The organism is Mycolicibacterium psychrotolerans, from assembly GCF_010729305.1.
Taxonomy (GTDB): domain Bacteria; phylum Actinomycetota; class Actinomycetes; order Mycobacteriales; family Mycobacteriaceae; genus Mycobacterium; species Mycobacterium psychrotolerans.
The window spans coordinates 5,183,737-5,207,369 of record NZ_AP022574.1; the positions used below are offsets into that span (position 1 = coordinate 5,183,737).

Below are 23,633 nucleotides of genomic sequence, written 5' to 3' on the forward strand. Positions count from 1 at the left end.
GGCCCTGTCAGCTCGGGTGGCTCAGTGCGTCATGAATTCGCACGGTCTTCGCCGAATCCCATTCCGGCGGATCCAGAATGTCCACCCAGAGTTGCGCGGCATCAGGTCCGAACGCGTGGCCGTATCCGTAAGGCACCTCGGCTGAGAAGATCATGTCCAACGTCACCTGCCAAAAGGTGACAATCGGTAGCCATCGCAGTCTGGAATCGACATCGGGACCGAGAGGCTCACGCAACCAATCCGGCCGCCGCAGCAGTAGATCGAAAGACCACCAGGTGATGGGATCGCTGGCGTGCTGCCAGTACACGACGCGGGGAAACTCCCACTGTCTGGCGAGTTTCACGTCTTCGGGTCGTGACGCGAACCGTATGTGGCGGCCCTCCTCAACGATCGGCAGCCGCTCCCAAGACCGCGGATCCCGGTCGGCGGTGATCTCCGCCCACGGCTGCGCGAAATTCGGCGTGCCCACGAAGAGCGCGCCGTCGGTCCGGCTGACGATATCGGCCCCGGAAGCGAATGCGGCCTGGCCGCCGAACGATCCCAGACTCTCCCCGAACACCACGAGCTTTGGGCGTCGGTCTGGTTCTCGGTCCGCCCAGGCCCGGTACACAGCGTCAAACAAGGCTCGCCCGGCCGCTTTTGGCGTATCACGGTCGGCGATGAAGGACAGTGCGCTGGGCAGAAAGGAGTACTGCATCGACGCGATAGCGGTATCGCCGGCGTTCACGTACTCGAATGCCGCAGCGACGTTGGGATTCACCCAACCGCGCCCGGTGGTCGTCACCACGGCCAGGACCGACCGCTCGAAAGCCTGCGTTCGATTCAGCTCTGAGACCACTCGATCGGCGACACCTTCCACCGTGTCCGCGGATTCGCGTCCGGCATACACCCGGATCGGAGTCAACGCAGGCGAACCCGTGACGGCGCTGATCTGCGTTGCGGTCGGACCGCCCGCGACGAACGTGCGGCCCTCACGGCCCAGACTGTCCCAGTCTTCTCTCGAGGCCGGCGAGCCGGAGCGTTGGCCGGCTTGAGGCCGATGGACGCCCTGGGCGGTGCTGTGGTCGGCGGCCTCAGCTGACCGTTCTGCCACCCCGAGCAGCCCACGGTGCAGCGCACCATCGAGAGCCAGAACGATGACCAACCCAGCTACGCCGACGGCAATGAGCCTGGCCATGGGTGTCGGTACGACACCATTGATGATGGCGGTCAGTCGGCGGACCGCCCATCGGACGGCTCGTGTCGCGGCCAGCAGCGCCGCCGCGACGGTCACGGCGATCAGCAGCACCCCGATGTAGAACGAACACTCCGCAGGCGGTAACCCGACCAACTCTCGCAGATTCTGTTGCCACCGCGAACCCAATACCAGGAAGAGCGGAACAAGCACCGCGCCCAAGGCCGCCACAACACCCCAGCCGATGGTCCGCACTCGGGAGGGGACGACCGAACGGATGCCGCACCACCGCACCACCGCGGCCACGCCACATCCGATCCCGTAACCGATGGCCACGCTGATACCCGTTGCCACGCCTTGCAGATACCAAGGCCGCGGCAACAACGATGGAGTCATCGACCAGACGAAGAACAGCAGCGCGACGAGCAATCCCACCGGATGCAGCGTCTGCCCGACGGCCACCATGCGCGATTGCCTGACGGCGTCCACGTCCGGTCCACCCTTCTGCTCGATCGGCTACGGAAGAACGTAGTGGACGTGGCGGACGTGCCGCGTGGTCACGCAGCCACCAAGTACAGCGAGTTTGAATGACGGCTCAGATACTCTCTCGCAACACCGTTCGAGGTGCACACGCAACTGAAGCGCCCGATTTCGTCGACGAGGCGATCACCGTTTCGTATAATCAAGATCGATTTTTCGGGTGGCGGCTCCGTTTAAGGCGAAGCGGGTCCTCTATCAGGCGGTTTCATCGATCGAGCAGCCGGTCTCGCCGCCGCGACAACGTGCTACACCCCCGGTGACGCATACACGACGTGAGTCCTGCGACCGATCGATCCGGCCTGGGCTGACCCCGTGTGTCACCGACCGAGATCTGAGGATCCGACGATGACCCCTGCCGACTCGCCATCGACACCGCCCCGGGCGAACGACTTCGCCGACGTCACCGACATGTTCCGCACGTTGCGCACGCTGCCTATCGACTCACCGGAGTACGCCCGCCAGCGGGACCGGATCATCACCCGCTGCCTCCCTCTCGCCGACCGCATCGCCAAGCGCTTTGCCCGCAGGGGCGAGCCCTTCGACGATCTGCAGCAGATCGCGCGCATGGGGCTTCTGCACTCCGTCAACCGTTTCGACCCGGACAACGGCGCTGACTTTTTGGCCTTCGCGATCCCGACGATGATGGGCGAGGTCCGCCGCTACTTCCGCGACCACACCTGGACGATGCGCGTGCCGCGCAGGCTCAAAGATCTTCACGTACGCATCGGGGCGGTGACACCCCCTTTGACCCAATCACTGGGCCGCACACCGACCGCCACCGATCTTGCAGCCGCGCTCGACGTGTCGCGGGAAGAGGTCGTCGAGTGTCTGGTCGCCGCCAATGCCTACAGCCTCAGGTCCATCGACGCGCCCCTGAGCGACCACGACAAGGCCCGACCCGCACTCACCGACACGCTCGGTGCACAGGACGCCCAGTTGGACACGATCAACGATCGCGAAAGCCTACGGCCACTCTTGGCGACACTCAGCGAACGGGAAAGCGCGGTCCTCAACCTCCGGTTCTTCGCGGGCATGACCCAGTCGCAGATCGCCGACCAGATGGGAATGTCGCAGATGCACGTTTCCCGCATCCTCGCCAAGACTCTTCGAAGACTCCGCGAGGGGGCGCTCGACGAGCGCAGCGGCCGAGTGCACATTCACCCCGCTGATCGGTCCAGGACGACACGATCACAGGAATCCGCCGCCGCCCGAGGAAGCCGCGGCGTGCATGCCGCTGAACACTTCGGTGCCGGATCACACGGCGGGACCGCGCAGCACACCGCTCACAGCGGTGAGCAGCTGTGACGCCGTTGCCATCGGTAGCTATCGGTCTCTGTCGGCACCTGTGCGGCCAGCTCGGGCATTTCAGCAGCCTGCCGCTTCTGAGTTAATATCGGCGGCGACAATTGGGAGCTGGTTGGTTTGGGTGCGCCGTTCGACGCAACGCGCGACCCTACGCCTCCAGGTACAGATGTGCCGAGGCTCTCCGATGACGAGAATCGGACATCGAGACGAGGCCGCGCAGTGAGCGAACGACTAGCCGACAACCCCGCTGATCCGGCAACAGTCTTCACCGGCTTGGCACAGGTGGTGTACCACGGGACAGATCTGGCGGAGGTGTACACCGCGCTCTGCATCTCGGCCACCCTGATGGTGCCGGGCTGTCATCACGCCAGTGTCATGGTGCGCGGAGCCAAGAACTTCCGAACGGTGGCCGCGAGCGATCAGTGGGCCCGAGAGGTCGACGAATTGGAGCGCGCGACGGGAGAGGGCCCCTGCCTGGACGCCATCGTCGAAGAGGCGCCACAGTTCGAGCAGGATCTCCGCAATCCGCAACGCTGGCACGCCCTTGCCCGGGAGGTCGTGGCGCAGACTCCCGTCCGCGCCATGATGGGATTCCCCTTCGTCATCGACGGTGAAAAGACCGGCGCCCTCAACATTTTCAGCGATACCCCCGACGGATTCTCTGCAGAGGCGGTCGAGCGGGCAGTCGTCCTGGCCTCGTTCGCTACCATCGCCGCCACCGCTGCTGTGCGGGGCGAAGACGCCGCCGCATTGCGCGCCGGCCTGCTGAGCAACCGCGAGATCGGCAAGGCGATCGGCATGCTGATGGCACTCCGGAACGTCTCCGATGACGAGGCGTTCAACCTCTTGCGCCACGTTTCGCAGCACATGAACATCAAGATGGCCGAGGTGGCGCGCCAGGTGGTCGCGAGTCGGGGGAACCTCGCCTGACAAACCCTCGGTTCCTCACTTGGTCGAGCCCCCGACGCCTCTTCGCGACCAATTCTGCCTCGCCGGCCGCCCTGGCCGCACTGGTACCGACCAGGTGTCCCGACGACGACGCGCTGCTCGCGTTCAGCGTTGACCGGGGATAGCCCGTACAGAACAGCAGTCACTCCGGTAACGTTCGGCGCTCGGGGGACGACGCACTCTGCACACACACCTATCAAGGGGGGCACGTTGACCATGTCGATGACCAAGCGATCGGCGCTGACGCTCGTCGCACTGGCCGCAGCCATGACTGCGGGCGCCCTGAGCTTCGGCAGCGCACTGGCCAAAGCCGACGACATGAAGCCCAGCCCTTGGGTGACGAGCCCCGGCGCGGGCGAGGTGCGCCGCGATGCCACGCAGGGTGAGGTGCGCGACGGTTACATCCTCGCCCCCGCCGGCGGCGAGGTCCGCCAGTCCCCGGTCGCGACGCCGGGCACCACGGCCGGGGCGTACAAGGGTGTGCGCGTCGGCCCCGGCATCGGCGGCTGGTAGACGTCTTACCGTTGCCCGGAACGCTGCCCGACCGGGCGGTCCTGCGCGTACGCTCCCGCCATGCAGAAGCTGCTCCAGTCCCTGAGTGAAGCCGACTTCCAGGTCATCCGCGCGACCGAACCGCGGCAGATGGCCGACCTGGACGAGGACGACCTGCTGGAGCTACACGCTCGCGTGCGCCGCGCCCGCAACAAGCACGTCGGCAAGTATCGGCGTGCCGGAGCGGTGAAGGTGGGCACCAAGGGATCGCGGGCAGCGGCCAAAGAAGCCAACGACCGCAACGCCATTCGCGCCGAAGTGTTCGAAGACGCGCTGAGCCGGGTGAGCAGACAACTCGCCCAGGTCGCACGCCGCAGTGCCGTCGAACTCAAAGCCGAACGCCTCGCCCGCGCTCAACAGACGCCGGCACCGAGCAGCCCGACACCGCGTGAGCGCGGCAAAGTCAGGGCGAGCAGAGCGCCCCGCACTGACGACACACGCGACAACCCCGGGCGCAAGAAACGCGAGGCGGGTACGAAGGCGGCGGGCGCGCGACGACAAGTCAAGCGCGACCGTCGGTCCTGACCCGCGGCCAGCGCTTCAGCGCACCGCGTCTCCGGTCTCGGCGTCGAACAGATACGTCCGCTCCGGCGGCACCAGCAGCCCGACCGGCGTGCCGGCCTCCAGCGCCGTACCGGGCGGCGCCTGCACGATCACCCGTGTCGGATCCGGTGGGTCCACCAACGCCGTCACCAGCACGTGGCTGCCCAGCGGTTCCACGAAATCCACCCGGGCCGGGACCGCGCCGTCGGCCTGCGCGCCGCCCAGCTGCAGATGCTCCGGCCGCACCCCGACCGTGATCGGTCCGTCCGGGCACGGCACGGCGCTCAGCTCCGCCCCGCCGAGATGCAATGCGCCCGTACCCACGACGCCCGGCAGCAGGTTCATCGGCGGGCTGCCCATGAACGCCGCGACGAACGGGTTGGCCGGCCGATGGTAGACGTCGTCGGTGCTGCCGATCTGCTGCACCTCACCGCCTGCCATCACGCACAGCCGATCCCCCAGCGTCATCGCCTCCACCTGATCGTGGGTGACGTACACCGACGTGACCGGCACCTCGCGGTGCAACCGCTTCAAGTCGCCGCGAACCTGGTTGCGCAACTTGGCATCCAGATTCGACAGCGGCTCATCGAGCAGGAAGGCCTGTGGCTCGCGCACCAGCGCCCGGCCCATCGCGACGCGCTGGCGCTGCCCGCCGGAGAGCTAACCGGGCTTGCGATCCAGTAGCTCCCCGATCTGCAGCAGCTCGGCCGTCTCCCGCACGCGGCGCTCGATCTCCGCGCGCGGCGTCTTGCGCTGTTTCAGCCCGTACGCGAGGTTGCGGTACACCGTCATGTGCGGATACAGCGCGTAGCTCTGGAACACCATCGCGATGTCGCGCTGCCCTGGCCACCAGCGTGTTGACCACCTGCCCGCCGATGCGGATCTCCCCCGACGTCGGCTTGTACAGCCCGGCCAGCAGCCGCAGCGCGGAATTCGACTTCTGCCAACGCCCTACCCCTTGATCCCGGTACTGGCAACGGACTGCACGAAATACCGCTGCGCGACGACGAACACCAGCAGCATCGGCAGCAGGCTCATCACGTTGGCCGCCATCAGCAGCGGCCACTGCACATGGTGGGGCGCTGAAAGTAGCTCAGCCCCAACGGAATCACATCTGATCCTGGGAGGTGATGACGGTCAGCGGCCACAGGAAGTCGTCCACGACTTCAGCACCGTCAACGCGGCCAGCGTCGACATCGCCGGCAGCGACAGCGACAGCACGATCTTGAACAGCACGCCCAGGCGCGAGGTGCCGTCGACGCGGGCGGCCTCCTCGAGTTCCACCGGCACGGTCTGGAAGAACTGGCGCAGAAAGAAGATCCCGAACGCCGTCGCCAGGTTCGGCAGCATCAGCGCGCCGATGACCGCCGTCACCGTCAGGCTGTTGAGAAAGAAGTGCCGGAACGGCGCCTGCGCCCACGCCTCGGTGTAGTTGGCGAACCGGGGGTTGGCCGGAAACAGCACCGGTGGGAGGGGATTGGCCTCCGGACGCCATTGAGTTCTGTTCCCACCCTGAGCCTTTCGTCGATTGCGGTGTCCCCGGCTGTTGCCAGCAGAGTCGGGAACCAGTACAACTTTGCTCCCCGTAGTAGTCGGTGAAGCGCACGCCCACGTTGGCGATCCGGTCGATGTTCATTGTGCGATACCCCATCAGACCGTTGGTGTAGCAGCTGAGGTTGCTCTGCCCGATGTCGTCGCCGCAGATGTTCAGAATGTTCGGCTTGTCGCTCACGATGAAGCCTCTCGGCGCCGAAGGCTCCTAGGCGCCGGCGCGGTCAGCGCCGCCTTCAGGACGGACGCTGGCAGCCGGATACTATCTTTCGGCGGGCGCGTCGGCGGACAATTCCTCACGCCGTCACATTCAGGGAGACGAGGCCAGAATGACCGAGCCACTGGACGCGAACACTCGACTCGCCGCCAAGCGGACTCATCTTGCGGAGGAACGCACGCTGATGGCTTGGGTACGCACCGCAACCTCCCTGATTGCGTTCGGATTCACCATTTATCAGGTCTTCCGCTACCTGGCGTCATCGGAGCAGCTAGGCAACCGCTCGTGAGCCCACAGATCGTGGGAGTGACGATGATCGTGATAGGACTCCTGGCGTTGGTGCTGGCCGGATTGCAGCACCGTCAGGCCGTGCGTGCCTTGCGCGCGGACTTCGGCCCGATGCCGCTTTCGCTGGCCGGCGTGCTCGCGACGCTGATCGCCGGTCTCGGTGCGCTCGCACTTCGCAGCGTCACGCTGAGACTGTAGCGGCTATGGAACACCCGCAGCGCCATCAGCAACTGCGTCGGCTGTCCACCCCCCGATCAGCCGCCCTGGCCGGGGTGATCTTCGCGGTGCTGTTCGCCGCCAGCCTGGTGCTGCTGCGCAGCGCGATCCCAGACGATCCCTTCGCTCAGATCGAATGGGTCAGCACCGGCCGCGCCCGGATCGGGATCGCGTTGACACTAGCTCCCGTCGCCGGCACCGCGTTCCTGTGGTTCATCGGTGTGATGCGAGATTCGTTGGGCGAGTTGGAGGATCGCTTCTTCTCATCCGTTTTCCTCGGCAGTGGACTTCTGTTCCTGGCGATGACGGCGGTGTCGATGGCGATTGCCGGAGCGATCCTGATGACCGCAGAGGAGCCTGGAGTCACCACAAACGGGCTGATCTATTTCGGCCGGTCTCTGATGCTGCAAGTCAGTAACGTGTGGGGCGTGCGGATGGCCGCGGTGTTCATGATCTCGTTGGCCACCATCTGGTTTCGCACGCGACTGATGCCGCGCTGGACCGCTGTCGTCACCTATGGGGTGGCAGCAACGCTGTTGGCAGTCGTCAGCCTGAGCCTGTGGGTGACGCTGGTGTTCCCGGTCTGGGTGTGCCTCGTCAGTGTTCTCCTTCTTCCGACACGAGGTCGTTCACCTCGTCGTCGAACCGTCTCACCGTGAACTCAACGCTCCGCTATACCCGTCAGCGCAACGCCTTCGCCTTCAAGGACGCGAACTCGTCGTCGGTGATACTGCCCGAGTCGAGCAACGCCTTGGCGTCGGCAATCTCCTGCGCGGGGGATCTGCCGGCGGCCTCACGGATGTAATCGTCGGTCTCCCTCTTGGCTGACGCAGCAGCTTCGCGTGCCCGCAACGCCATCCCGTCGCCGCGCACGATCAAATACACGAGCGACGTGAGATACGGCAAGACGATGAGGAAGACGACCCACAACGCCTTCTTCCACCCCGCCGTCAGATGGTCACGCCAGAAGAGGTCGATCAGGATGTTGAAGAGAATCACCAAATAGGCGACGAAGGCGAAGATCACGATCGTCGACCAGAGGAACTGCCAGAACGAACTCCACATGTCTCTTCCTTCACCGACTTGATCTTGATCAGGAGAGTAGGTCGAATCATCGGAGGTCGCCGGTTCTTCGTGCCCTCCGAGGCGACTGTCCACTCAAGTGTCATATTCTCGACCTCGCGAAGAAGACACGAATTTCGCTCGGTTTCGTCGTAGTCTGACGTTCGCGCGCCACGCCGCGACATCAGCCTTCAGAACGGACGGCCCATGACTTCGACTCCACACCAGGAGCAGGTCGCCCACCGCGTGTCCGACCTCATGCCGTCGTTGATCGACGCCCTCACGAGTCTGGTCCGCATCCCCTCCATCGCCACCGCAGGTTTTCCGCCGGAACCGCTGTTCGAGGCTCACGACGCCGTGGTGGAGTTGCTCCGCCAGGCCGGTGTCGAGCACGTCGACGACCTCCACATCGAAGGCAAGACGGCGCCGGTGATCGTCGCGACGGTGCCCGGTCCCGCCGACGCACCCACGGTGTTGCTCTATTCGCACTACGACGTGGTTCCGGCCGATGATGAAAACCTGTGGACCACACCTCCATTCGAGCCGACCCTTCGCGATGGAGCCCTGTACGGCCGCGGTACCGCGGACTCGAAGGCCAACATCGTCAGCATCATCGGCGCTCTGCGGTACTACCGGGGAACGCCGCCGGTCACCGTGAAGGTGATCCTGGAAGGTCAGGAGGAATTCGGCAGCCCCTTCGACGTCTATCCGCCGGAGGCGCCCGAGCTGTTCCGTTCGGACGCCATGGTCATCGCCGACGTCGGAAGCGTGCGGCCGGGAGCACCTACGTTGACCGTCGCCCTGAGGGGCTCGGCTTCGGTGATCGTGAGTGCGACCACGCTCGCGGCGGACAAGCACAGCGGACTTTACGGTGGCGCCGCGCCAGACGCGCGGCTGGCACTGATTCGCGCCCTGGCCACCTTGCACGACGACAACGGAGACGTCGCCGTGGACGGCCTGCGTCGCGAACCATGGACCGGCGTCTCCTACACCGACGCCGAATTCCGCGAACTCGCCGAAATCCTCGATGGGACACCGTTGCAGGGCTCCGGCGCAATCGGTGAACGCATCTGGTCGGGCCCTGCGATCACCGTCACCGGCTTCGATGCACCCACGGTCGACGCCTCTGTCAATGCGGTGGCGGGATCCGCACGGGCAGCGCTGAATCTTCGGATTCACCCCGAACAAGACGCCGCCACAGCGCAGGCAGCGCTCATCACACATCTGGAGGCGCAGCGTCCCTTCGGCGTACGCCTCGACGTCAGTGCCGGAGAGGTAGGCAACGGCTTCTCGGCTCCGATCGGCGGACCGGCGTTCGACGCCGCGACAGCAGCACTCGAGCAGGCGTGGGGGTCGCCACCGGGCATGATGGCCGGCGGCGGTTCCATTCCGATCGTGATGGCGCTTCACGAAGCCGTGCCGCAGGCGGAGAAGCTGCTGTTCGGGGCAACAGACGGCTACGCCAACATCCATGGGCCCAACGAGCGCGTCCTGCTCGACGAGTTGGAGAAGGCGGTGATCGCCAAGGTGGTCTTCTTCAGCGAATTCGCGCAACGATTCAAAGGAGACGGGTGACCGACACAGCACCGCCGCCGGCGACGACGACGCACCAGCAGACGCGCAGAAGAAAGTTCGAATTCCCGGGCGCAGTGACGATGTTGGCCATCGTGATGGTGCTCGTCTGGGCGGCCGCACTGTTCATTCCGTCCGGTCGCTTCGAGGTGGACGCGGACGGCTCGCCGATTCCTGGAAGTTTCTCCACCATCGCGTCGCCGCTGACGTTCGGCGAGCGGGTCGAGCAGTTGATCCTGGCTCCGGTCAACGGGCTGTACGGCATTCAGGACGTCGCGAGCGGTTTCGTCGATCCGGACAACGCCGGCGCGCTGTTCGGGTCCGTCGGCGTGGTCCTGTTCATCATGGCGCTGGGCGCCTTCATCTCCGTGAGTTTCGCGACCAAGAGTCTGGAAACCGCGGTCAACCAGCTCGCCGCGCGGCTCAGCGACAAGGGCTGGTTGCTGATCGCCGCCGTCATGGTGCTGTTCTCTCTTTTGGGTTCGACCATGGGCTTTTCGGTCGAGACGTTCGGGTTCTACGGGCTCCTGGTCCCGCTGATGGCAGCGCTGGGTTATGACCGACTGGTGACTGCGTCGACGATCATCGTCGGCGCGTTGACGGGATCGATGGCCTCGACCGTCAACCCCTTCTCGATCGGTGTCGGCTCGGGTGAGGCCGGAGTGTCCATCGGCGACGGCATCGTGCTGCGCCTCCTGCTGTGGGTCGTGCTCACCGCTGTCGCCGTGCTCTTCGTTCTGCGCTACGCCCGTCGCGTCCAGCGTGATCCGAGCGCGTCGCTGGTCGGTTTCGACCGCATCGAGGACACAGATGACACCGAATCGGAGGACACGCCCAGCACGCTCACCACGACCCAGAAGTGGGTGCTCCTGGTGACCGGGCTGACGTTCGGGCTGATGATCTTCTCGGTCATCCCGTGGTCGAGCATCTTCGGCGCCGTGGAGGGCCCCGCCGACTACGACATCGCGCATCAGACCGTCGCGCAGCCGTACTGGTTCGAATTGAACTGGTGGTTCCCGCAATTGGCGATGTTGTTCGTTCTGGCCGCCGTGCTCGTCGGAATCGTCGCGCGCATGGGCGAGAAGAAGACTGTTTCACTGATCGTCCGCGGTGCCGGCGACATGGTCGGACCCGCAATCGTCATCATGCTGGCGCGCGGCGTCTCCGTGATCCTGACCAACACCGAGACCCTCGACACTGTCTTGAACGCGATGGAACAACTCATCAGCGGGGCGTCGAGCGTCACTTTCGCGCTCCTCGCGTTTGCGGTCAATGTTCCTCTGGCCTTTCTCATCCCGTCGTCCTCCGGTCATGCCACGCTCGCCATGCCTCTGCTCGCACCCCTGGGCGATTTCGCGGGAGTGAGCCGAGCCCTGGTGATCACGGCCTGGCAGCTCGGCCACGGCCTCATGCTCCTGGTGGCGCCCACCAATGTCGTCGTCGTCGGCGGACTGGCCATGGCCAAGGTCGGCTACGACCGGTACCTGAGATTCATCTGGCCGCTGATGGTGATCAATCTCGCGATCATCTGTGTCGTCATCGCGGCCGCGGCTTTGCTCGAGTGAGTCAGTCGGCGGTCAGTCTGCTCGTCCTCGCCGGCGTCGTCGCTCTGTTCATCTGGAACAAGCTGCCCGTCGAGTTGGTGGCCATCGGTTCGGCTTTGGTGCTCTACTTCACCGGCGTGATCGATCTGCCGCAGGCGCTGTCCGGATTCGGCGACCCCACAGTTGTTCTCATCGCATCCCTGTTCGTGGTCAGCGAGGGCCTGGAGTCGACGGGGGTGACCACGTGGATAGGTCAGGCGCTGATCAGCAGGGCCGGCAACAACAGCCGAACCCTCCTCGTGTTCATCATGGTGCTCGCCGCGGCCCTGACGGCCTTCATCAACCTCAACGGTGCAGTGGCGGCCCTCTTGCCCATGGTGGTCGTGGTCGCGTTGCGGCAGGGTCTTTCGCCCTCTCGGCTGCTGATGCCCCTCGCTTTCGCCGGCAGCGCGGGGTCGCTTCTGCTCCTCACCGGCAGCCCCGTCAACGTGGTGGTCTCCGAGAGCGCGTCCGACGCAGGGGTCGGGGGCTTCGGGTTCGCCGAATTCGCCATCGTCGGTCTGCCACTCGTGGCCGGGACCGTGTTGCTCATCGCCGCCTTCGGCGGGCGACTGATACCGGACCGCGGAAGCTCCTCCCTGCCGGCTGACCTGAGCTCCCACGCGGCGACGCTGGCCGCACACTACGGCTTGGACCAGGTCACGCACCTCCGGGTTCCGAGCGACTCGACTCTCGTGGATGCGCCGCGCGCCGACTGGGATCTGCAGGGTTACCCGAGTATCGAAGTCGCCACGGTGCTCGACGGCGCCACCTCGCGACCGGCGTCGCATGGTCAGGTTCGCGCAGGCGACCGGCTGACCGTCGTCGGCGACCGCGCGGAAGCTCAACGGTTCGCCGTGGACCACGGACTCATCGTCGAAGCGCTTCTGGACGCAACGAAGGTCGCCGACGTGCTGGTGGGACGCACCACCGGCGTCGCCGAAGTCGTCATACCGCCGCGCTCCCGTTTCGTCGGCGAAACGGTGCGACCGGGCCACGTGGTGGCAGGCGGGGCGCTCGTCATCTTGGCGGTCCATCGCCGTGGACGAAGACAGGGCGACTCGGCAACCGATCTGCAGGCCGGCGATTCTGTGCTCATGGAAGGGCCGTGGGAGAGCCTCGATGCGATCGTCACCGATGACGGACTGCTCGTGGTCGACCGACCCGATCTGCTCCGTCGGCAAGCCGTACCCCTCGGCCGCGGTTCCGGCCGTGCGATCGCCATCCTGATGGTGATGATCGTCCTCCTCGCCACCAATGCAGTGCCCGCGGTGGTGGCCACACTGCTGGCGGCGGGCATGATGATCCTGTCAAGGGTGCTGACGGTCACGCAGGCATACCGGCACATCCATTGGAGCACAGTTCTTCTCATCGCCGGGATGATCCCGCTGTCGGTCGCGATTCGCACGTCCGGAGCAGGCGAGTTGGTCGCCGATGTGATCGTCGACGGCGTGCGTGACTACGGTCCACATGCACTGCTTCTCGCACTGTTCACGGTCACGGTGATGTTCGGCCAACTCATCAGCAACACGGCAACCGCCCTCGTCATGATCCCGATCGCCGTTTCCGCTGCGGCGCAACTCGACGTCTCGGCTCGGCCGGTCTTGATGTGCGTCTGCGTCGCGTCAGCGGCATCCTTCCTCACCCCGGTTGCCACCCCGGCCAACATGATGGTGATGACGCCCGGCGGCTACCGCTTCGGCGACTACTGGAGGCTTGGGCTCGTCATGGTCGCTCTTTTTCTCACTGTCGCAGTCGGATTGGTCCCTGCGGTGTGGTCTTTCGCGTAGCCTCCGGAGCGGTCTCGCCTTTCGCGGCGTTTGCGGCGCGCCAGGCGTCCCACACGTCCGGGCGAAGTCGGCCGCGGTCGGGCACGGGCAGGCCCGCAGCGCGGGCCCACTCGCGCACCTGAGCAGTGCTCGGGGTGCGCGGTGGATCCACCTGGTCCTCACCGGCTGCACCGATCCGCAACGATGAAAGCCGCTGCAGCATCGCTTCTTCGGTTTGCGTCCACACCTGCGCTGCTGCCAGGAACCGGTAGGTCCATTCCTCGGCGAGTGACCGGGTCTCACAGAACACAATCGGCACGTTGGGCCAGCGGACCTGCAACTCAGCCAACCCGTCGGCGACGGTCGCCGGCCGGATGCGATTCAGGGTGAACAACTGCGAGTAACGCTCCTCGATGACGACCGCCGCTCGGGGCAGGGCGGCAAGCTCGGCAATCTGGTAGCGCAGTTTGCCGCTGGTGAGGCTGGAGACGAGGTCGGCAAGGGATTTCCGTTCCACACTCGCGACGAGCACCGCGTTGATCTCGAGCCCATAGTCACCGCACGGGAGTGCCGTTCGCAGCGTGCTGACTTGCTGGGATGTGAACTGATAGGCGTACCGCTCGTGAGCGTCGACCAGAATCTGCAATTCCGGAATGCCCTGGGCGCGGGCGGTCGGTGTCCGCACGTCGGGACGCGCCTGCTTACGGGTTCGTGCTGACTGCCAGAAGACCACGTCGCGGCCGCGGGCAGTGGTGAACACCAGTTGAGAGCGGTTCTCGCGCCCCCGATCCACGATGACGTCGATGGCCGCGCCGCGACGGCGGCACGACCGCAGCGGGAGACGTTCGAGGATCTCCGCCTCGCCAGGCCAGTGATCGATGGGAACGGGATGGCAATACAGCGCCTTGACTCTCGGCCACATTCCCGAAGTTCGAAAGACGAGGTCGCCGTCGGGTTGTGGCACTCGCAGCAAAAAGGGAAGCCGCGAACCGTCATCCGGGTTGCGCGCGATCAACACCTCTGCCATGGCTGCTCAGTTCGTCCGCCGAATCCCTTACATGACGATTATCTGCCAGACACATAGAAGTCTGGCGATCACACTGTTCGATGTGTCGTCCGTCAAGCCTGTGGCGGGCCTGCGCCAGCGTAAGAAGATCGCGACCCGGCTGGCCATCCGCCGGGCGGCGATCCGCCTGTTCGAGGAGCACGGATTCGCCGACACCACAATCGAGCAGATCGCGGCGTCAGCCGACGTCTCCCCACGCACCTTCTACCGCTACTTCGTCACCAAAGAGGCCGTGCTCATCTGCGACCAGGCCGAACCGATCATGGTCGCTTTCCGGCACGCGCCCGCCGGGTTGTCTCCCGTTGCCGCCTATCGGTACGCGGTCGCAGCGTACTTCGACGGCCTGAGCGATGAGGAGCGCCACGACACCATCGTGGCCCAGCACCTGCTCTACTCAGTCCCCGAAGGCAGGGGCCTGCTGTACGCGGAGTACACCCTGCTGATCAGGCTGATGACGAAGGCCCTCACTTCCCGCCTTGGTACCTCAGTGTCGCTCCCTGAGCGCCAGGTCCTCGCAGGGACGATCATCGGGGTGCTCATGGCCGTCTCCGACGGGAATCCCCTGCCGGAAGATTCGCTCACGCGCGCCCTGGAGATTCTGGAGGCGAAGGTCAGCTCGTGACCGTGCGCGGGGATTTCAGGGTTACTCGCGGGTAAGGGACCGGCTCGCCGAGACTCAGATTGGGCCGCCTAAACTCCCTCGGGATACATTCTTTAAGACGCTCTTAGAAATGACATGCCATCAGGAGGCGCAGTGGCCACTCACGCCAGCTCAAAGATCTCCAAGGTGCTCGTTGCCAACCGCGGAGAAATCGCCGTCCGGGTGATCCGAGCAGCAAAGGACGCCGGACTCGAGAGTGTGGCGGTGTACGCCGAGCCCGACGCCGACGCGCCCCACGTCCGCCTCGCCGACGAGGCGTTCGCGCTCGGCGGGCAGACCTCGGCGGAGTCCTACCTCGTGTTCGAGAAGCTGCTCGACGCCGCTGCGAAGTCCGGCGCCAACGCCGTGCACCCCGGGTACGGCTTCCTCTCCGAGAACGCCGACTTCGCCCAGGCCGTCCTCGACGCCGGGCTGATCTGGATCGGGCCCAGCCCGCAGTCCATCCGCGACCTCGGTGACAAGGTCACCGCCCGCCACATCGCCGCGCGCGCCCAGGCGCCGCTGGTGCCCGGCACCCCCGACCCCGTCAAGGACGCTGACGAGGTCGTCGAGTTCGCCAAGGAATACGGCGTGCCCGTCGCGATCAAGGCGGCGTTCGGCGGCGGCGGCCGCGGCATGAAGGTGGCCCGCACCCTCGAAGAGATCCCCGAGCTGTTCGAGTCCGCCACCCGTGAGGCCATCGCGGCGTTCGGCCGCGGCGAGTGCTTCGTCGAGCGCTACCTCGACAAGCCGCGCCACGTCGAGGCCCAGGTCATCGCCGACATGCACGGCAACGTCGTCGTCGCAGGCACCCGCGACTGTTCGCTGCAGCGCCGCTTCCAGAAGCTCGTCGAAGAGGCCCCGGCACCTTTTCTCACCGACGCGCAACGCAAGGAGATCCACGAGTCGGCCAAGCGCATCTGCAAGGAGGCCGGCTACTACGGCGCCGGCACCGTGGAGTACCTGGTCGGCCAGGACGGCCTGATCAGCTTCCTCGAGGTCAACACCCGCCTGCAGGTGGAGCACCCCGTCACCGAGGAGACCTCCGGGCTGGACCTGGTGCGTCAGCAGTTCAAGATCGCCAACGGCGAGAGTCTCGACATCACCGAGGACCCGACGCCGCGCGGGCACTCCATCGAGTTCCGCATCAACGGTGAGGATGCCGGCCGCGGGTTCCTGCCCGCCCCCGGCCCCGTCACCCGCTACGACATTCCCACCGGCCCCGGCGTGCGCCTGGACTCCGGTGTGGAGGCCGGCTCGGTGATCGGCGGCCAGTTCGACTCGATGCTGTCCAAGCTGATCGTCACCGGCGCCACCCGCGACGAGGCGCTGGAGCGCTCGCGCCGGGCACTCGCCGAATTCCACATCGAGGGCCTCGCCACCGTCATCCCGTTCCATCGCGCGGTGGTCTCCGACCCCGCATTCATCGGCGACGGCACCAAGTTCGACGTGCACACCCGGTGGATCGAGACGGAGTGGAACAACACCGTCGAGCCGTTCACCGGTGGTGACCCCATCTCCGAAGAGGACACGCTGCCCCGGCAGACCGTGGTGGTCGAGGTCGGCGGCCGTCGCCTCGAGGTGTCGCTGCCCGGCGATCTGGCGCTCGGCAACGGCGGCGGCGCCCCGCACGGCGCGATCCGCAAGAAGCCCAAGCCGCGTAAGCGTGGCGGCGGTGGCGGTGCGGCCGCGTCGGGCGACTCGGTGACCGCGCCCATGCAGGGCACCGTCGTCAAGGTCGCCGTCGAAGAGGGCCAGACCGTGGCCGCGGGTGACCTGGTCGCCGTGCTCGAGGCGATGAAGATGGAGAACCCGGTGACCGCGCACAAGGACGGCGTCGTCACCGGCCTGTCCGTCGAGCCCGGAGCGGCCATCACCCAGGGCACCGTGCTCTGCGAGCTCAAGAGCGAATGAGCTGACGCCGAACGTACGGTTTCTGATGCAATCACGCCGATTTCCGTCAGAAACCGTGCACTCGGCGCGGTGAGCCCGTGGAGCCCGTCGAAATCAACGCCGGCGCGTGGTATCTGCGGGCGCTGCGTGCCGACGACCGCGTCGACGACCGGCCCGCCCTGGCCGACCTCGGCGAGCACCGGCCAGACCACGTGAGTCAGGCCGGGGCGCACTGGGATTCGGAGACCCTGTTTACCTGGGCGGTGTGTGAGCCGACGACGGGCGAGCTGCTGGCCGAGGTGACGCTCGACCCGGCGACCCGCGACATCGCCGTGCGCGCCCGCCCTGGCCACGAGCAGGCCGCGCAGACAGGGGCCGACGCAGTGGCGCGCTTCGCCGAGGCGATGCTCTAGCTGAGCGGCTTCGGCCGATCGGTGGACATCACCGGTGATCGATGTCGGAACCGGAGCTCAGATCCGCGCAGTCGACTATCGCGACGTCGTCTCGGGCGCGCAGGAACGGCCCGGCGCCCTCGTCGCCAGCGAGCACGTCGAGCAGTGCGGGCCAGTGCCGGCGCGCGATCACCACGGGGTGTCCCGGCCGACCGGCATAGCCCGCGCGCGCCAGGCCGGTGTCCCCGGCCGCGGCGAGTACCCGCCGCACGGCCGCCGCGGTGACGTCCGGGGTGTCGACGGTCGTCAGGACCGCGTACCCGACGTCCTCGCCGAGGGCCTGCACACCGGCGCGCACCGACGCACTCAGTCCGTCGGCCCAATCGCTCGCGACGACCCTGCGAGCGGGCGCGGGCACGTCGACGCCGTCGACCGCCGCGCCGAGCACCACCACGACGTCTTTGCATCCGCCGTCGCGCAAGGCCGCCACCGCCGACGCCAACCAGTCACCGCCCTCAGCAAGCACCTTCGGCAGTCCGTACCGGGTACCAGCCCCCGCTGCGAGCACCACGCCGGCCGCTGAAACAGGTTGCGTCACAGAGCAATTCACACCCGCTCCCATGTCATATGGCAAATTTGACAAAGCAATCCTGAGGAAATGCGAAGCAACCGCGGAAAGTGATTGTCCAAGATCACACCGTGAGCGTAAGGTTCACCGCAGGGGTTGAACGCACAGCCTTTCGAGGAAACGTCATCGACACGCGGGCGAGTTGTCCCCGCGCAGGCTTTAAGAAATCTAGGGCCCCCCTTGGCGCGACCACAGACCGAAGCATATTTCGACTGATGGAGCCAACATGCCTCAAGCCCCCGACGGGTCACCCCCGACTCTGACGTCCGACAACCGCGTCTGCCATTCGGCGCAATTCCAGACCCGCTGGCCACAACCGGCCACCGCAGTGGTTTCCGCCCACGGCGAGCTCGACGCCGCCAACGGGAACCAGTTCGTCGAGTACGCGCTACGCAATTCGGAGCAGACCCAGTGGCTGGTCATCGACCTCACCGGGTTGACCTTCTTCGCCACCGCCGGCTTCTCCTCGCTGCACACGCTCAACGTGCAGTGCGCCGGTGAGAACATCCGCTGGGCACTCGTGCCGAGCCTGGCCGTCGACCGGCTGCTGCGCATCTGCGATCCCGACTCCACGCTGCCGATCTGCGTCGACATCGCCAACGCGCTCACCACGGTGCACAGCGACCCGCCGCGGCTACTGAAGCTGATCCCGCAGACGAGTTAGCGACTTCGCCAGCAGCCGGGAGACGTGCATCTGCGAGATGCCGACCCGCTCGGCGATCTGCGTCTGCGTCATCGACTCGAAGAACCGCAGCACCAGCACGGTGCGCTCCCGCTCGGGCAGAGCCTCCAGCAGCGGGCGCAGCGCCTCGCGGTTCTCGATCTGGTCGAGGCTCATGTCCATGTCGCCGAGCGTGTCCGCGATGGCGGGCGCGTCCTCGTTGCCGCCGCTGCCTCCGCTGTCGATCGACAGCGTGTTGTAGGAGCTGCCCGCGACCAGGCCCTCGATGACCTCGTCGCGGTCCATCTCCAGTTCGGCGGCGAGCTCGGTGGCGGTCGGCGCGCGACCCAGCCGCTGGGAGAGGTCGGCGGTCGCAGCACCGAGACGCAGGTGGAGTTCCTTGAGCCGGCGGGGCACCTTGACCGACCAGCTGTTGTCGCGGAAGTGGCGACGGACCTCGCCCATGATGGTCGGCACCGCGAACGAGACGAAGTCGGAGCCGGCGTTGACGTCGAAGCGGATGACGGCGTTCACCAGACCGACGCGCGCGACCTGCACGAGGTCGTCGCGGGGTTCGCCGCGGCCGTCGAATCGGCGGGCGATGTGGTCGGCCAGCGGAAGGCAGCGTTCGACGATGCGGTCGCGCTGGCGCTGGAACGTCGCCGACCCTTCTTCGAGTTTCTCCAACTCTCGGAACATGTCGGCCACGTCCGCATATTCAGAGCTCGGTCGTGACGACGAACCCTGGGAGGACGACCGGGTCACTGCAATGAACTCGCTCGCCTCGTCGTCATCGAGATACCGAATATCTGACCTTCGGGCTTCTGGCCGTCGGAGAACGTGGTGACCTCGTCGGTCAGGGAGCTCAGCACGTGCCAGCTGAAGCTGCCCGGGGCGAGAATGTCGGGGCTGTCGCAGGTGGTCGATGCGTGAACGACCAAGGCGTCGGGCTGCGGATCGACGACGAGCAGCAGTGTCGAGTCGGGCACCGCAGACCGGATGAGCCGGGTACACGCTTCGTCAACGGCAAGCCGCAGATCAGCGACCGCGTCGAAGTCGAGGTCCTCGAACGTGCCGATGGCGGCCACCAGGGTGCGCAGCACGGCGAGATTCTCCAGGGTGGCGGCCACCCGGAGTTCGACCGACTGAGAGCTCTGTCGCTTCCCGTTGATGTGGCTCGCACCTTCCGCCATATGACCTCCCGAAAACTTCCCCGAGAGACTACCCCAGCGCGCGTTGCCGCTACCCATGGGAGCTCCGGCCCGGCGTGAATGGCGGCAGAATGTCATCCTCGCGCCGTTGATGAAGTGAATCTGTCATGGTCCGGACTCCATACCCCAGGCCCGAAACACGCAAACTCGCTGACCAATCACCTTGCGATGTCGCGCTTTCTGTGCTGTCCGATGAGACGCGCGTCACCCGTTTAGTCGCCCGGGGGCCAGGGAAGCCTGTCGGCAGCCGGTCACCCGAGCCGGATCTCAACACCGATCCACATAGCGGAAGGTAACCATGACCGAGAAGAACAGTGGTCCCGAAGAAGGCATCAAGGGCGTCGTCGAGGACGTGAAGGGCAAGGCCAAGGAGACCGTCGGCACCGTCACCGGCCGCGACGACATGGTCCGCGAGGGCAAGGCCCAGCAGGACAAGGCCGACGCGCAGCGCGACGTTGCGCAGAAGGAAGCCGAGGCCGAGTCGGCTCGCGCCGGGGCCAAGGCCGCCGAGAAGCGCCAGGAAGCCAACCAGTAATACGGCAGCTTTCGTGGGCCCAACCGGATCGCCGGTTGGGCCCATTGCCGTTGCGGGTCAGTACAGCGCAATGCCACCGCGGCGGGGCCGGTAGCCGCGTTTCGTGAAGGCGTTCAGGGTCTTGGTCAGCACCTCGCCCCTGTTGACCTGCCGGAAGACGAGGATGTAAACCCATCCGGCCCGCGTGACGTATCGGGCCTTCCGCGCGAACTCGGTTCGTAGGTCCAGCCCACCCCGGCGCTTGTTGAAGATCTCGGTGTAGTCCTTCTCCACGACATCCAGTGCGACCTTCGGGCCGCGGTAGCCGACGTCCACATAGACGTCGGTTCCCAATTTGATCTGGGTGTCCGGCACGTCTTCCCATTCTCTCCGTAACAGGAGACGCACGTTCGTCGCGGCAGGGGTGTCGGCGCCGCCGTCCATCAGTTCCGCAGTCTCTATTGCGTAGCGCCCCAGCGGGCGGCCGGATAGCGGTCGGCCACGGCGAACACGTCGCGGACCCCGACGCCGGTGACCCGGGCAAGGGCGTCGAGGCAGACGACTGCGTAGCCGCGCGGGAGGTGGCGGGCGAGATCGAACGCGGTACGTGCCGGTGTGGTGACCAGGATCCCGTCGATGGCGGTGATTTCGTCGTCGCTGATGGTCTCGTTGCGGACGACGATGCCGCGCGGCGGGCGCGGGCAGCGCCGGATCATCTCGATGTCCACGCGGTCGTCGATCCACTGCGCGCCGTGCAGCGTCGGCGGCGGCGTGGCCGGCGATCACGCCGCTGCCGCGGGACCACAGAGAGGCTCCGACGGTGCGGTCACGGAGGGACGGTTGCGCGGCGGCCGCGATGTAGATGTCGGGGAAGATGCGGCGGAAGTTGTAGCGAAGCGCGCCGCGGGTGAGCAGGCCGGCGGAGAGGGCCTCGCTACCGCGGAAGATCTCGTCCATGCGGTGATCGTGGGTGTCGGCACCGACATATCTCGGCGCGGGCGCCGAACGGTTGTGGATGAGGTCCCGGAGCCTCAACGCGAAGTTGCCACCACGGTCGCGCACAACCGTCACGGCAACCTCGTGATGAGGGGCGAGAGAAGGGTCAGCTCAGGGCGGCGATCAGCTCGCCGACGCTGTGCGCCGACTCGAGCGGGTGCCGCAGCCGTCCCGCCGGGTTGACGGTGTAGTTGTTGCGCCGGCCGACCTTCGACTTCTCGAGGTACCCGTCGGCGATCAGATCAGCGAGGATCGCCTGCACCGAACGCTCGGTGATCCCGATCAGCACGCTCAGCTCGCGGGCCGTCAGCGACTCCCCCTGCGCCAGGCACAGCAGCACATGCGCGTGGTTGGTCAGGAACGTCCACGTGCGCGTCGGCGAACCTGCCGCTTTCAGGGCCGCGCGGGCGGGCGCCTTCTTCGGCGCCGCCTTTCCGGTGCTCTTGCGTGTCGCGGGCATCCGGAAGAGCATATGTGATTCGCGTAGTGCATTTCGCCAATCAGCGTGCCTCGCGCACCTCGCGCGTCGCCACCAGGCTCCACACGATAGACACCGTGAGGGTGACGACGATGACGCTCATCGTCAGTGGGATCGGCAGCTTGCCCACCGGTGTCTCCGACAGGATCAGCTTCACCCCGGCGAAGGCGAGCAACACCGCCAGGCCGTAATGCAGATGACGGAACCGCCGGAGCAATCCCGACAGGCAGAAGTACAGACTGCGCAAACCCAGCACCGCGAACGCATTCGCCGTCCACACGAGGAACGTGCTCGTGGTGATCGCGAGCACCGCCGCCACCGAGTCGATCGCGAAGATCAGATCCGTGGCCTCGACGGCGACCAGCACCACGAACAGCAGTGTTGCGACGCGCTTTCCGTCGATCCGGGTGAACAGCCGATCCTCGTGATAATGCGGGTCGATCGGCACCACCCGCCGGATCAGCCGTACCAGCAGGTTCTTGTCGGGCTGCATCTCCTTGTCATGCTGGAACGCCATCTTGTACGCGGTGTAGATCAAGAACACACCGAACACGTAGGCGGTCCAGAAGAACGTCTTCAACAACTCCGCCCCGACGAAGATGAACACCAGCCGGAAGAGCAACGCGCCGATCACCCCCCAGAACAGCACCTTGTGCTGATAACGGTCCGGGACGGCGAAATACGTGAAGATCAACGCGAATACGAACACGTTGTCCACCGAGAGCGCCTTCTCGATCAGATAGCCGGCGTAGTAGGTGCCCGCGACCTCGCCGCCGTAGATCCACCACAGCAGCACACCGAAGCCCAGACCCGCGCCGACCCACACCGCCGACCACACCGCCGCTTCCCGGAAACCGATCACGTGATTGTCCCGGTGCAGGAACAGATCCACGGCCAGCATCGCGGCGATGGCGACCGTCAACGCCACCCACCCCCACACAGGCACCACCACAACAGACGTCATCAACACTCCTTGTCGGTCAGGGATTGCAGTAGTCGCATCGGCCGGGATCCGCCCCTGCCGAGAGAATTTCAACGAAGCTCCGATACGCACACGAACAGCACGCGTGCTCGTCGTACAGCGGCAGACGAGTCGGCGATCCGCACGCCGCGCACGGCAGGCCGGCGACGCTGCGGACACGTCCGAAACCCGGTGCGCCGCAGTCGGGGCACGACGTCGCCAATCGATGCGCCAGCCGGTACCCCAGGCGCGCCAACACCCGTTGCCGACGCGGATTGTGGTGCGCCCGCAGGTCGGGCTCCACCACCGCCATCCCATTCCCTGCGTGCCGGGCAGCGGATGATATGGCCGACCGCAGGCACGCAATATCGTTGACACCCTTGACGATGTCGTCGTGGGAATCCGACGGTCGCACGATCACCGCCTGGGCGGACAAAGCGTCCGTGACGGACGCGGGCAGCTCCTCGATCGATCGGACGCGGTGACTGACTGCGTACTCCGCCGCCTCCCAGTGCGTTTCGCACACCTCGATACCGCGCACGTCGTCGACGAACAGCAGGATCTCCTCGTGCCCTGCCGGGCCGTAACTGGCCTCACTCGCCACGCCGTGACGCAGGCCGGTGACACACATTCCCAGCCGTGCTTTGCGACGCGCCGTCACCAGCGCCGACGCCGTCCTCGCCACCTCTCCGGAGAAGGTGCCGAAGAGGTCGGTGTCGAGATCGTCGGGAACCACCAACCGCGCACCGAGAACGTCGGTGAACGCGGAAGCCAGCTGGCGCTGCTTGAAATGACGGGTGCCCACCGCGACCGCGACACCGAGATACGGTTTTATTACGAAGCTTGACACGCGATCCACAATACACGTAATTT

General features: G+C 66.1%; 28 protein-coding genes and 2 pseudogenes. 15 read left to right on the plus strand and 15 right to left on the minus strand.

Translation table 11 applies throughout. From position 1 onward, the window contains the following. Nucleotides 1-7: 7 nt before the first annotated feature. On the minus strand, nt 8-1,639 hold the full coding sequence (locus G6N45_RS25055) for an alpha/beta hydrolase (RefSeq protein ID WP_179965399.1): 1,632 nt from the start codon (nt 1,637-1,639) through the stop codon (nt 8-10). Between the two features lie 420 nt (nt 1,640-2,059). On the opposite strand from G6N45_RS25055, the pseudogene G6N45_RS25060 reads away from it, so the two are divergent. The 4 genes and pseudogenes from G6N45_RS25060 to G6N45_RS25075 all read left to right on the plus strand — a co-directional run. After that, nucleotides 2,060-2,836: pseudogene (locus G6N45_RS25060) on the plus strand (SigB/SigF/SigG family RNA polymerase sigma factor); the annotation flags it as partial. Between the two features lie 402 nt (nt 2,837-3,238). Then, complete coding sequence (locus G6N45_RS25065; protein ID WP_163729067.1) at nt 3,239-3,949, plus strand: GAF and ANTAR domain-containing protein; 711 nt, start codon at nt 3,239-3,241, stop codon at nt 3,947-3,949. Nucleotides 3,950-4,189: 240 nt separating this feature from the next. Continuing rightward, nucleotides 4,190-4,480 carry a hypothetical protein gene (locus G6N45_RS25070; protein ID WP_163726252.1) on the plus strand — a complete coding sequence of 97 codons (291 nt, stop codon included), beginning with the start codon at nt 4,190-4,192 and terminating at the stop codon, nt 4,478-4,480. A gap of 60 nt (nt 4,481-4,540) precedes the next feature. Next, entirely contained in the window at nt 4,541-5,044 is a 504-nt protein-coding gene (locus tag G6N45_RS25075; protein ID WP_163726255.1) for a hypothetical protein, read from the plus strand. A 15-nt stretch (nt 5,045-5,059) separates the two neighbouring features. On the opposite strand, the gene G6N45_RS25080 is transcribed toward G6N45_RS25075, so the two are convergent. From G6N45_RS25080 to G6N45_RS25090, 4 genes and pseudogenes are all read right to left on the minus strand, one after another. After that, nucleotides 5,060-5,692: an ABC transporter ATP-binding protein gene (locus G6N45_RS25080; RefSeq protein WP_275997692.1), complete on the minus strand. Its 633-nt coding sequence runs from the start codon at nt 5,690-5,692 to the stop codon at nt 5,060-5,062. Nucleotides 5,693-5,722: 30 nt separating this feature from the next. Then, on the minus strand, nt 5,723-5,887 hold the full coding sequence (locus G6N45_RS28265; RefSeq protein ID WP_275997693.1) for a hypothetical protein: 165 nt from the start codon (nt 5,885-5,887) through the stop codon (nt 5,723-5,725). A 312-nt stretch (nt 5,888-6,199) separates the two neighbouring features. Continuing rightward, complete coding sequence (locus G6N45_RS28160; RefSeq protein WP_246228790.1) at nt 6,200-6,526, minus strand: ABC transporter permease subunit; 327 nt, start codon at nt 6,524-6,526, stop codon at nt 6,200-6,202. Nucleotides 6,527-6,620: 94 nt separating this feature from the next. Then, nucleotides 6,621-6,797, minus strand: a pseudogene (locus G6N45_RS25090) (arylsulfatase); the annotation flags it as partial. Between the two features lie 145 nt (nt 6,798-6,942). On the opposite strand from G6N45_RS25090, the gene G6N45_RS25095 reads away from it, so the two are divergent. Genes G6N45_RS25095 through G6N45_RS25105 form a run of 3 tightly spaced genes read left to right on the plus strand, consistent with a single transcriptional unit; the run spans nt 6,943 to nt 7,993 of the window. Further along, a complete protein-coding gene (locus tag G6N45_RS25095) occupies nt 6,943-7,119 on the plus strand; it encodes a YidH family protein (RefSeq protein ID WP_163726259.1) in 177 nt (58 codons plus the stop codon). Further along, nucleotides 7,116-7,316 carry a hypothetical protein gene (locus G6N45_RS25100; RefSeq protein ID WP_163726262.1) on the plus strand — a complete coding sequence of 67 codons (201 nt, stop codon included), beginning with the start codon at nt 7,116-7,118 and terminating at the stop codon, nt 7,314-7,316. The genes G6N45_RS25095 and G6N45_RS25100 overlap by 4 nt, the downstream gene beginning before the upstream one ends. Before the next feature lie 5 nt (nt 7,317-7,321). Next, on the plus strand, nt 7,322-7,993 hold the full coding sequence (locus G6N45_RS25105) for a hypothetical protein (RefSeq protein ID WP_163726264.1): 672 nt from the start codon (nt 7,322-7,324) through the stop codon (nt 7,991-7,993). A 22-nt stretch (nt 7,994-8,015) separates the two neighbouring features. Here G6N45_RS25105 and G6N45_RS25110 read toward each other — a convergent pair whose 3' ends face one another. Next, on the minus strand, nt 8,016-8,399 hold the full coding sequence (locus tag G6N45_RS25110) for an SHOCT domain-containing protein (RefSeq protein WP_163726267.1): 384 nt from the start codon (nt 8,397-8,399) through the stop codon (nt 8,016-8,018). A 204-nt stretch (nt 8,400-8,603) separates the two neighbouring features. On the opposite strand from G6N45_RS25110, the gene G6N45_RS25115 reads away from it, so the two are divergent. The 3 genes from G6N45_RS25115 to G6N45_RS25125 are packed head-to-tail and all read left to right on the plus strand — an operon-like array spanning nt 8,604 to nt 13,341. Then, complete coding sequence (locus G6N45_RS25115; protein ID WP_163726271.1) at nt 8,604-9,971, plus strand: M20/M25/M40 family metallo-hydrolase; 1,368 nt, start codon at nt 8,604-8,606, stop codon at nt 9,969-9,971. After that, on the plus strand, nt 9,968-11,533 hold the full coding sequence (locus G6N45_RS25120; protein ID WP_246228791.1) for a YfcC family protein: 1,566 nt from the start codon (nt 9,968-9,970) through the stop codon (nt 11,531-11,533). The genes G6N45_RS25115 and G6N45_RS25120 overlap by 4 nt, the downstream gene beginning before the upstream one ends. Then, nucleotides 11,530-13,341 carry an SLC13 family permease gene (locus G6N45_RS25125; RefSeq protein ID WP_163726274.1) on the plus strand — a complete coding sequence of 604 codons (1,812 nt, stop codon included), beginning with the start codon at nt 11,530-11,532 and terminating at the stop codon, nt 13,339-13,341. Before G6N45_RS25120 ends, G6N45_RS25125 begins: the two co-directional genes overlap by 4 nt. On the opposite strand, the gene G6N45_RS25130 is transcribed toward G6N45_RS25125, so the two are convergent. Then, nucleotides 13,295-14,347, minus strand: a complete 1,053-nt coding sequence (locus G6N45_RS25130; RefSeq protein WP_163726277.1) for an ERCC4 domain-containing protein — start codon at nt 14,345-14,347, stop codon at nt 13,295-13,297. The genes G6N45_RS25125 and G6N45_RS25130 overlap by 47 nt on opposite strands. On the opposite strand from G6N45_RS25130, the gene G6N45_RS25135 reads away from it, so the two are divergent. From G6N45_RS25135 to G6N45_RS25145, 3 genes are all read left to right on the plus strand, one after another. Next, a complete protein-coding gene (locus tag G6N45_RS25135; protein ID WP_246228792.1) occupies nt 14,346-15,008 on the plus strand; it encodes a TetR/AcrR family transcriptional regulator in 663 nt (220 codons plus the stop codon). The two genes, G6N45_RS25130 and G6N45_RS25135, sit on opposite strands and share 2 nt — an antisense overlap. A gap of 132 nt (nt 15,009-15,140) precedes the next feature. Next, complete coding sequence (locus G6N45_RS25140) at nt 15,141-16,940, plus strand: acetyl/propionyl/methylcrotonyl-CoA carboxylase subunit alpha (protein ID WP_163726280.1); 1,800 nt, start codon at nt 15,141-15,143, stop codon at nt 16,938-16,940. A gap of 77 nt (nt 16,941-17,017) precedes the next feature. Next, nucleotides 17,018-17,332 carry a hypothetical protein gene (locus G6N45_RS25145; RefSeq protein WP_163726283.1) on the plus strand — a complete coding sequence of 105 codons (315 nt, stop codon included), beginning with the start codon at nt 17,018-17,020 and terminating at the stop codon, nt 17,330-17,332. Nucleotides 17,333-17,360: 28 nt separating this feature from the next. On the opposite strand, the gene G6N45_RS25150 is transcribed toward G6N45_RS25145, so the two are convergent. Beyond that, nucleotides 17,361-17,909 carry a nucleotidyltransferase family protein gene (locus tag G6N45_RS25150; RefSeq protein ID WP_163726285.1) on the minus strand — a complete coding sequence of 183 codons (549 nt, stop codon included), beginning with the start codon at nt 17,907-17,909 and terminating at the stop codon, nt 17,361-17,363. A 256-nt stretch (nt 17,910-18,165) separates the two neighbouring features. On the opposite strand from G6N45_RS25150, the gene G6N45_RS25155 reads away from it, so the two are divergent. Then, nucleotides 18,166-18,603: an STAS domain-containing protein gene (locus G6N45_RS25155; RefSeq protein WP_163726288.1), complete on the plus strand. Its 438-nt coding sequence runs from the start codon at nt 18,166-18,168 to the stop codon at nt 18,601-18,603. On the opposite strand, the gene G6N45_RS25160 is transcribed toward G6N45_RS25155, so the two are convergent. Further along, nucleotides 18,574-19,299: an RNA polymerase sigma factor SigF gene (locus G6N45_RS25160; RefSeq protein ID WP_275997706.1), complete on the minus strand. Its 726-nt coding sequence runs from the start codon at nt 19,297-19,299 to the stop codon at nt 18,574-18,576. The genes G6N45_RS25155 and G6N45_RS25160 overlap by 30 nt on opposite strands. Before the next feature lie 62 nt (nt 19,300-19,361). After that, a complete protein-coding gene (locus G6N45_RS25165) occupies nt 19,362-19,793 on the minus strand; it encodes an ATP-binding protein (RefSeq protein WP_163726293.1) in 432 nt (143 codons plus the stop codon). Between the two features lie 316 nt (nt 19,794-20,109). Between G6N45_RS25165 and mbp1 the strand changes: the two genes are divergently transcribed. Next, complete coding sequence (gene mbp1, locus G6N45_RS25170; RefSeq protein ID WP_057146827.1) at nt 20,110-20,346, plus strand: microaggregate-binding protein 1; 237 nt, start codon at nt 20,110-20,112, stop codon at nt 20,344-20,346. Between the two features lie 57 nt (nt 20,347-20,403). Here the strand turns inward: mbp1 and G6N45_RS25175 are convergent, their stop codons facing one another. The 5 genes from G6N45_RS25175 to G6N45_RS25195 form a co-directional block, all read right to left on the minus strand. Further along, nucleotides 20,404-20,700 (minus strand): hypothetical protein, encoded by a 297-nt coding sequence (locus G6N45_RS25175; RefSeq protein ID WP_163726297.1) that lies wholly within the window; start codon nt 20,698-20,700, stop codon nt 20,404-20,406. A gap of 83 nt (nt 20,701-20,783) precedes the next feature. After that, nucleotides 20,784-21,053, minus strand: a complete 270-nt coding sequence (locus G6N45_RS25180; RefSeq protein WP_163726301.1) for a type IV toxin-antitoxin system AbiEi family antitoxin — start codon at nt 21,051-21,053, stop codon at nt 20,784-20,786. Nucleotides 21,054-21,427: 374 nt separating this feature from the next. Further along, nucleotides 21,428-21,781 (minus strand): helix-turn-helix transcriptional regulator, encoded by a 354-nt coding sequence (locus G6N45_RS25185; protein ID WP_246228793.1) that lies wholly within the window; start codon nt 21,779-21,781, stop codon nt 21,428-21,430. 40 nt (nt 21,782-21,821) lie between these two features. Beyond that, nucleotides 21,822-22,763 carry a TerC family protein gene (locus G6N45_RS25190; RefSeq protein ID WP_163726304.1) on the minus strand — a complete coding sequence of 314 codons (942 nt, stop codon included), beginning with the start codon at nt 22,761-22,763 and terminating at the stop codon, nt 21,822-21,824. A 16-nt stretch (nt 22,764-22,779) separates the two neighbouring features. Then, nucleotides 22,780-23,610: a DUF6671 family protein gene (locus tag G6N45_RS25195; protein ID WP_163726306.1), complete on the minus strand. Its 831-nt coding sequence runs from the start codon at nt 23,608-23,610 to the stop codon at nt 22,780-22,782. Nucleotides 23,611-23,633: the final 23 nt, after the last annotated feature.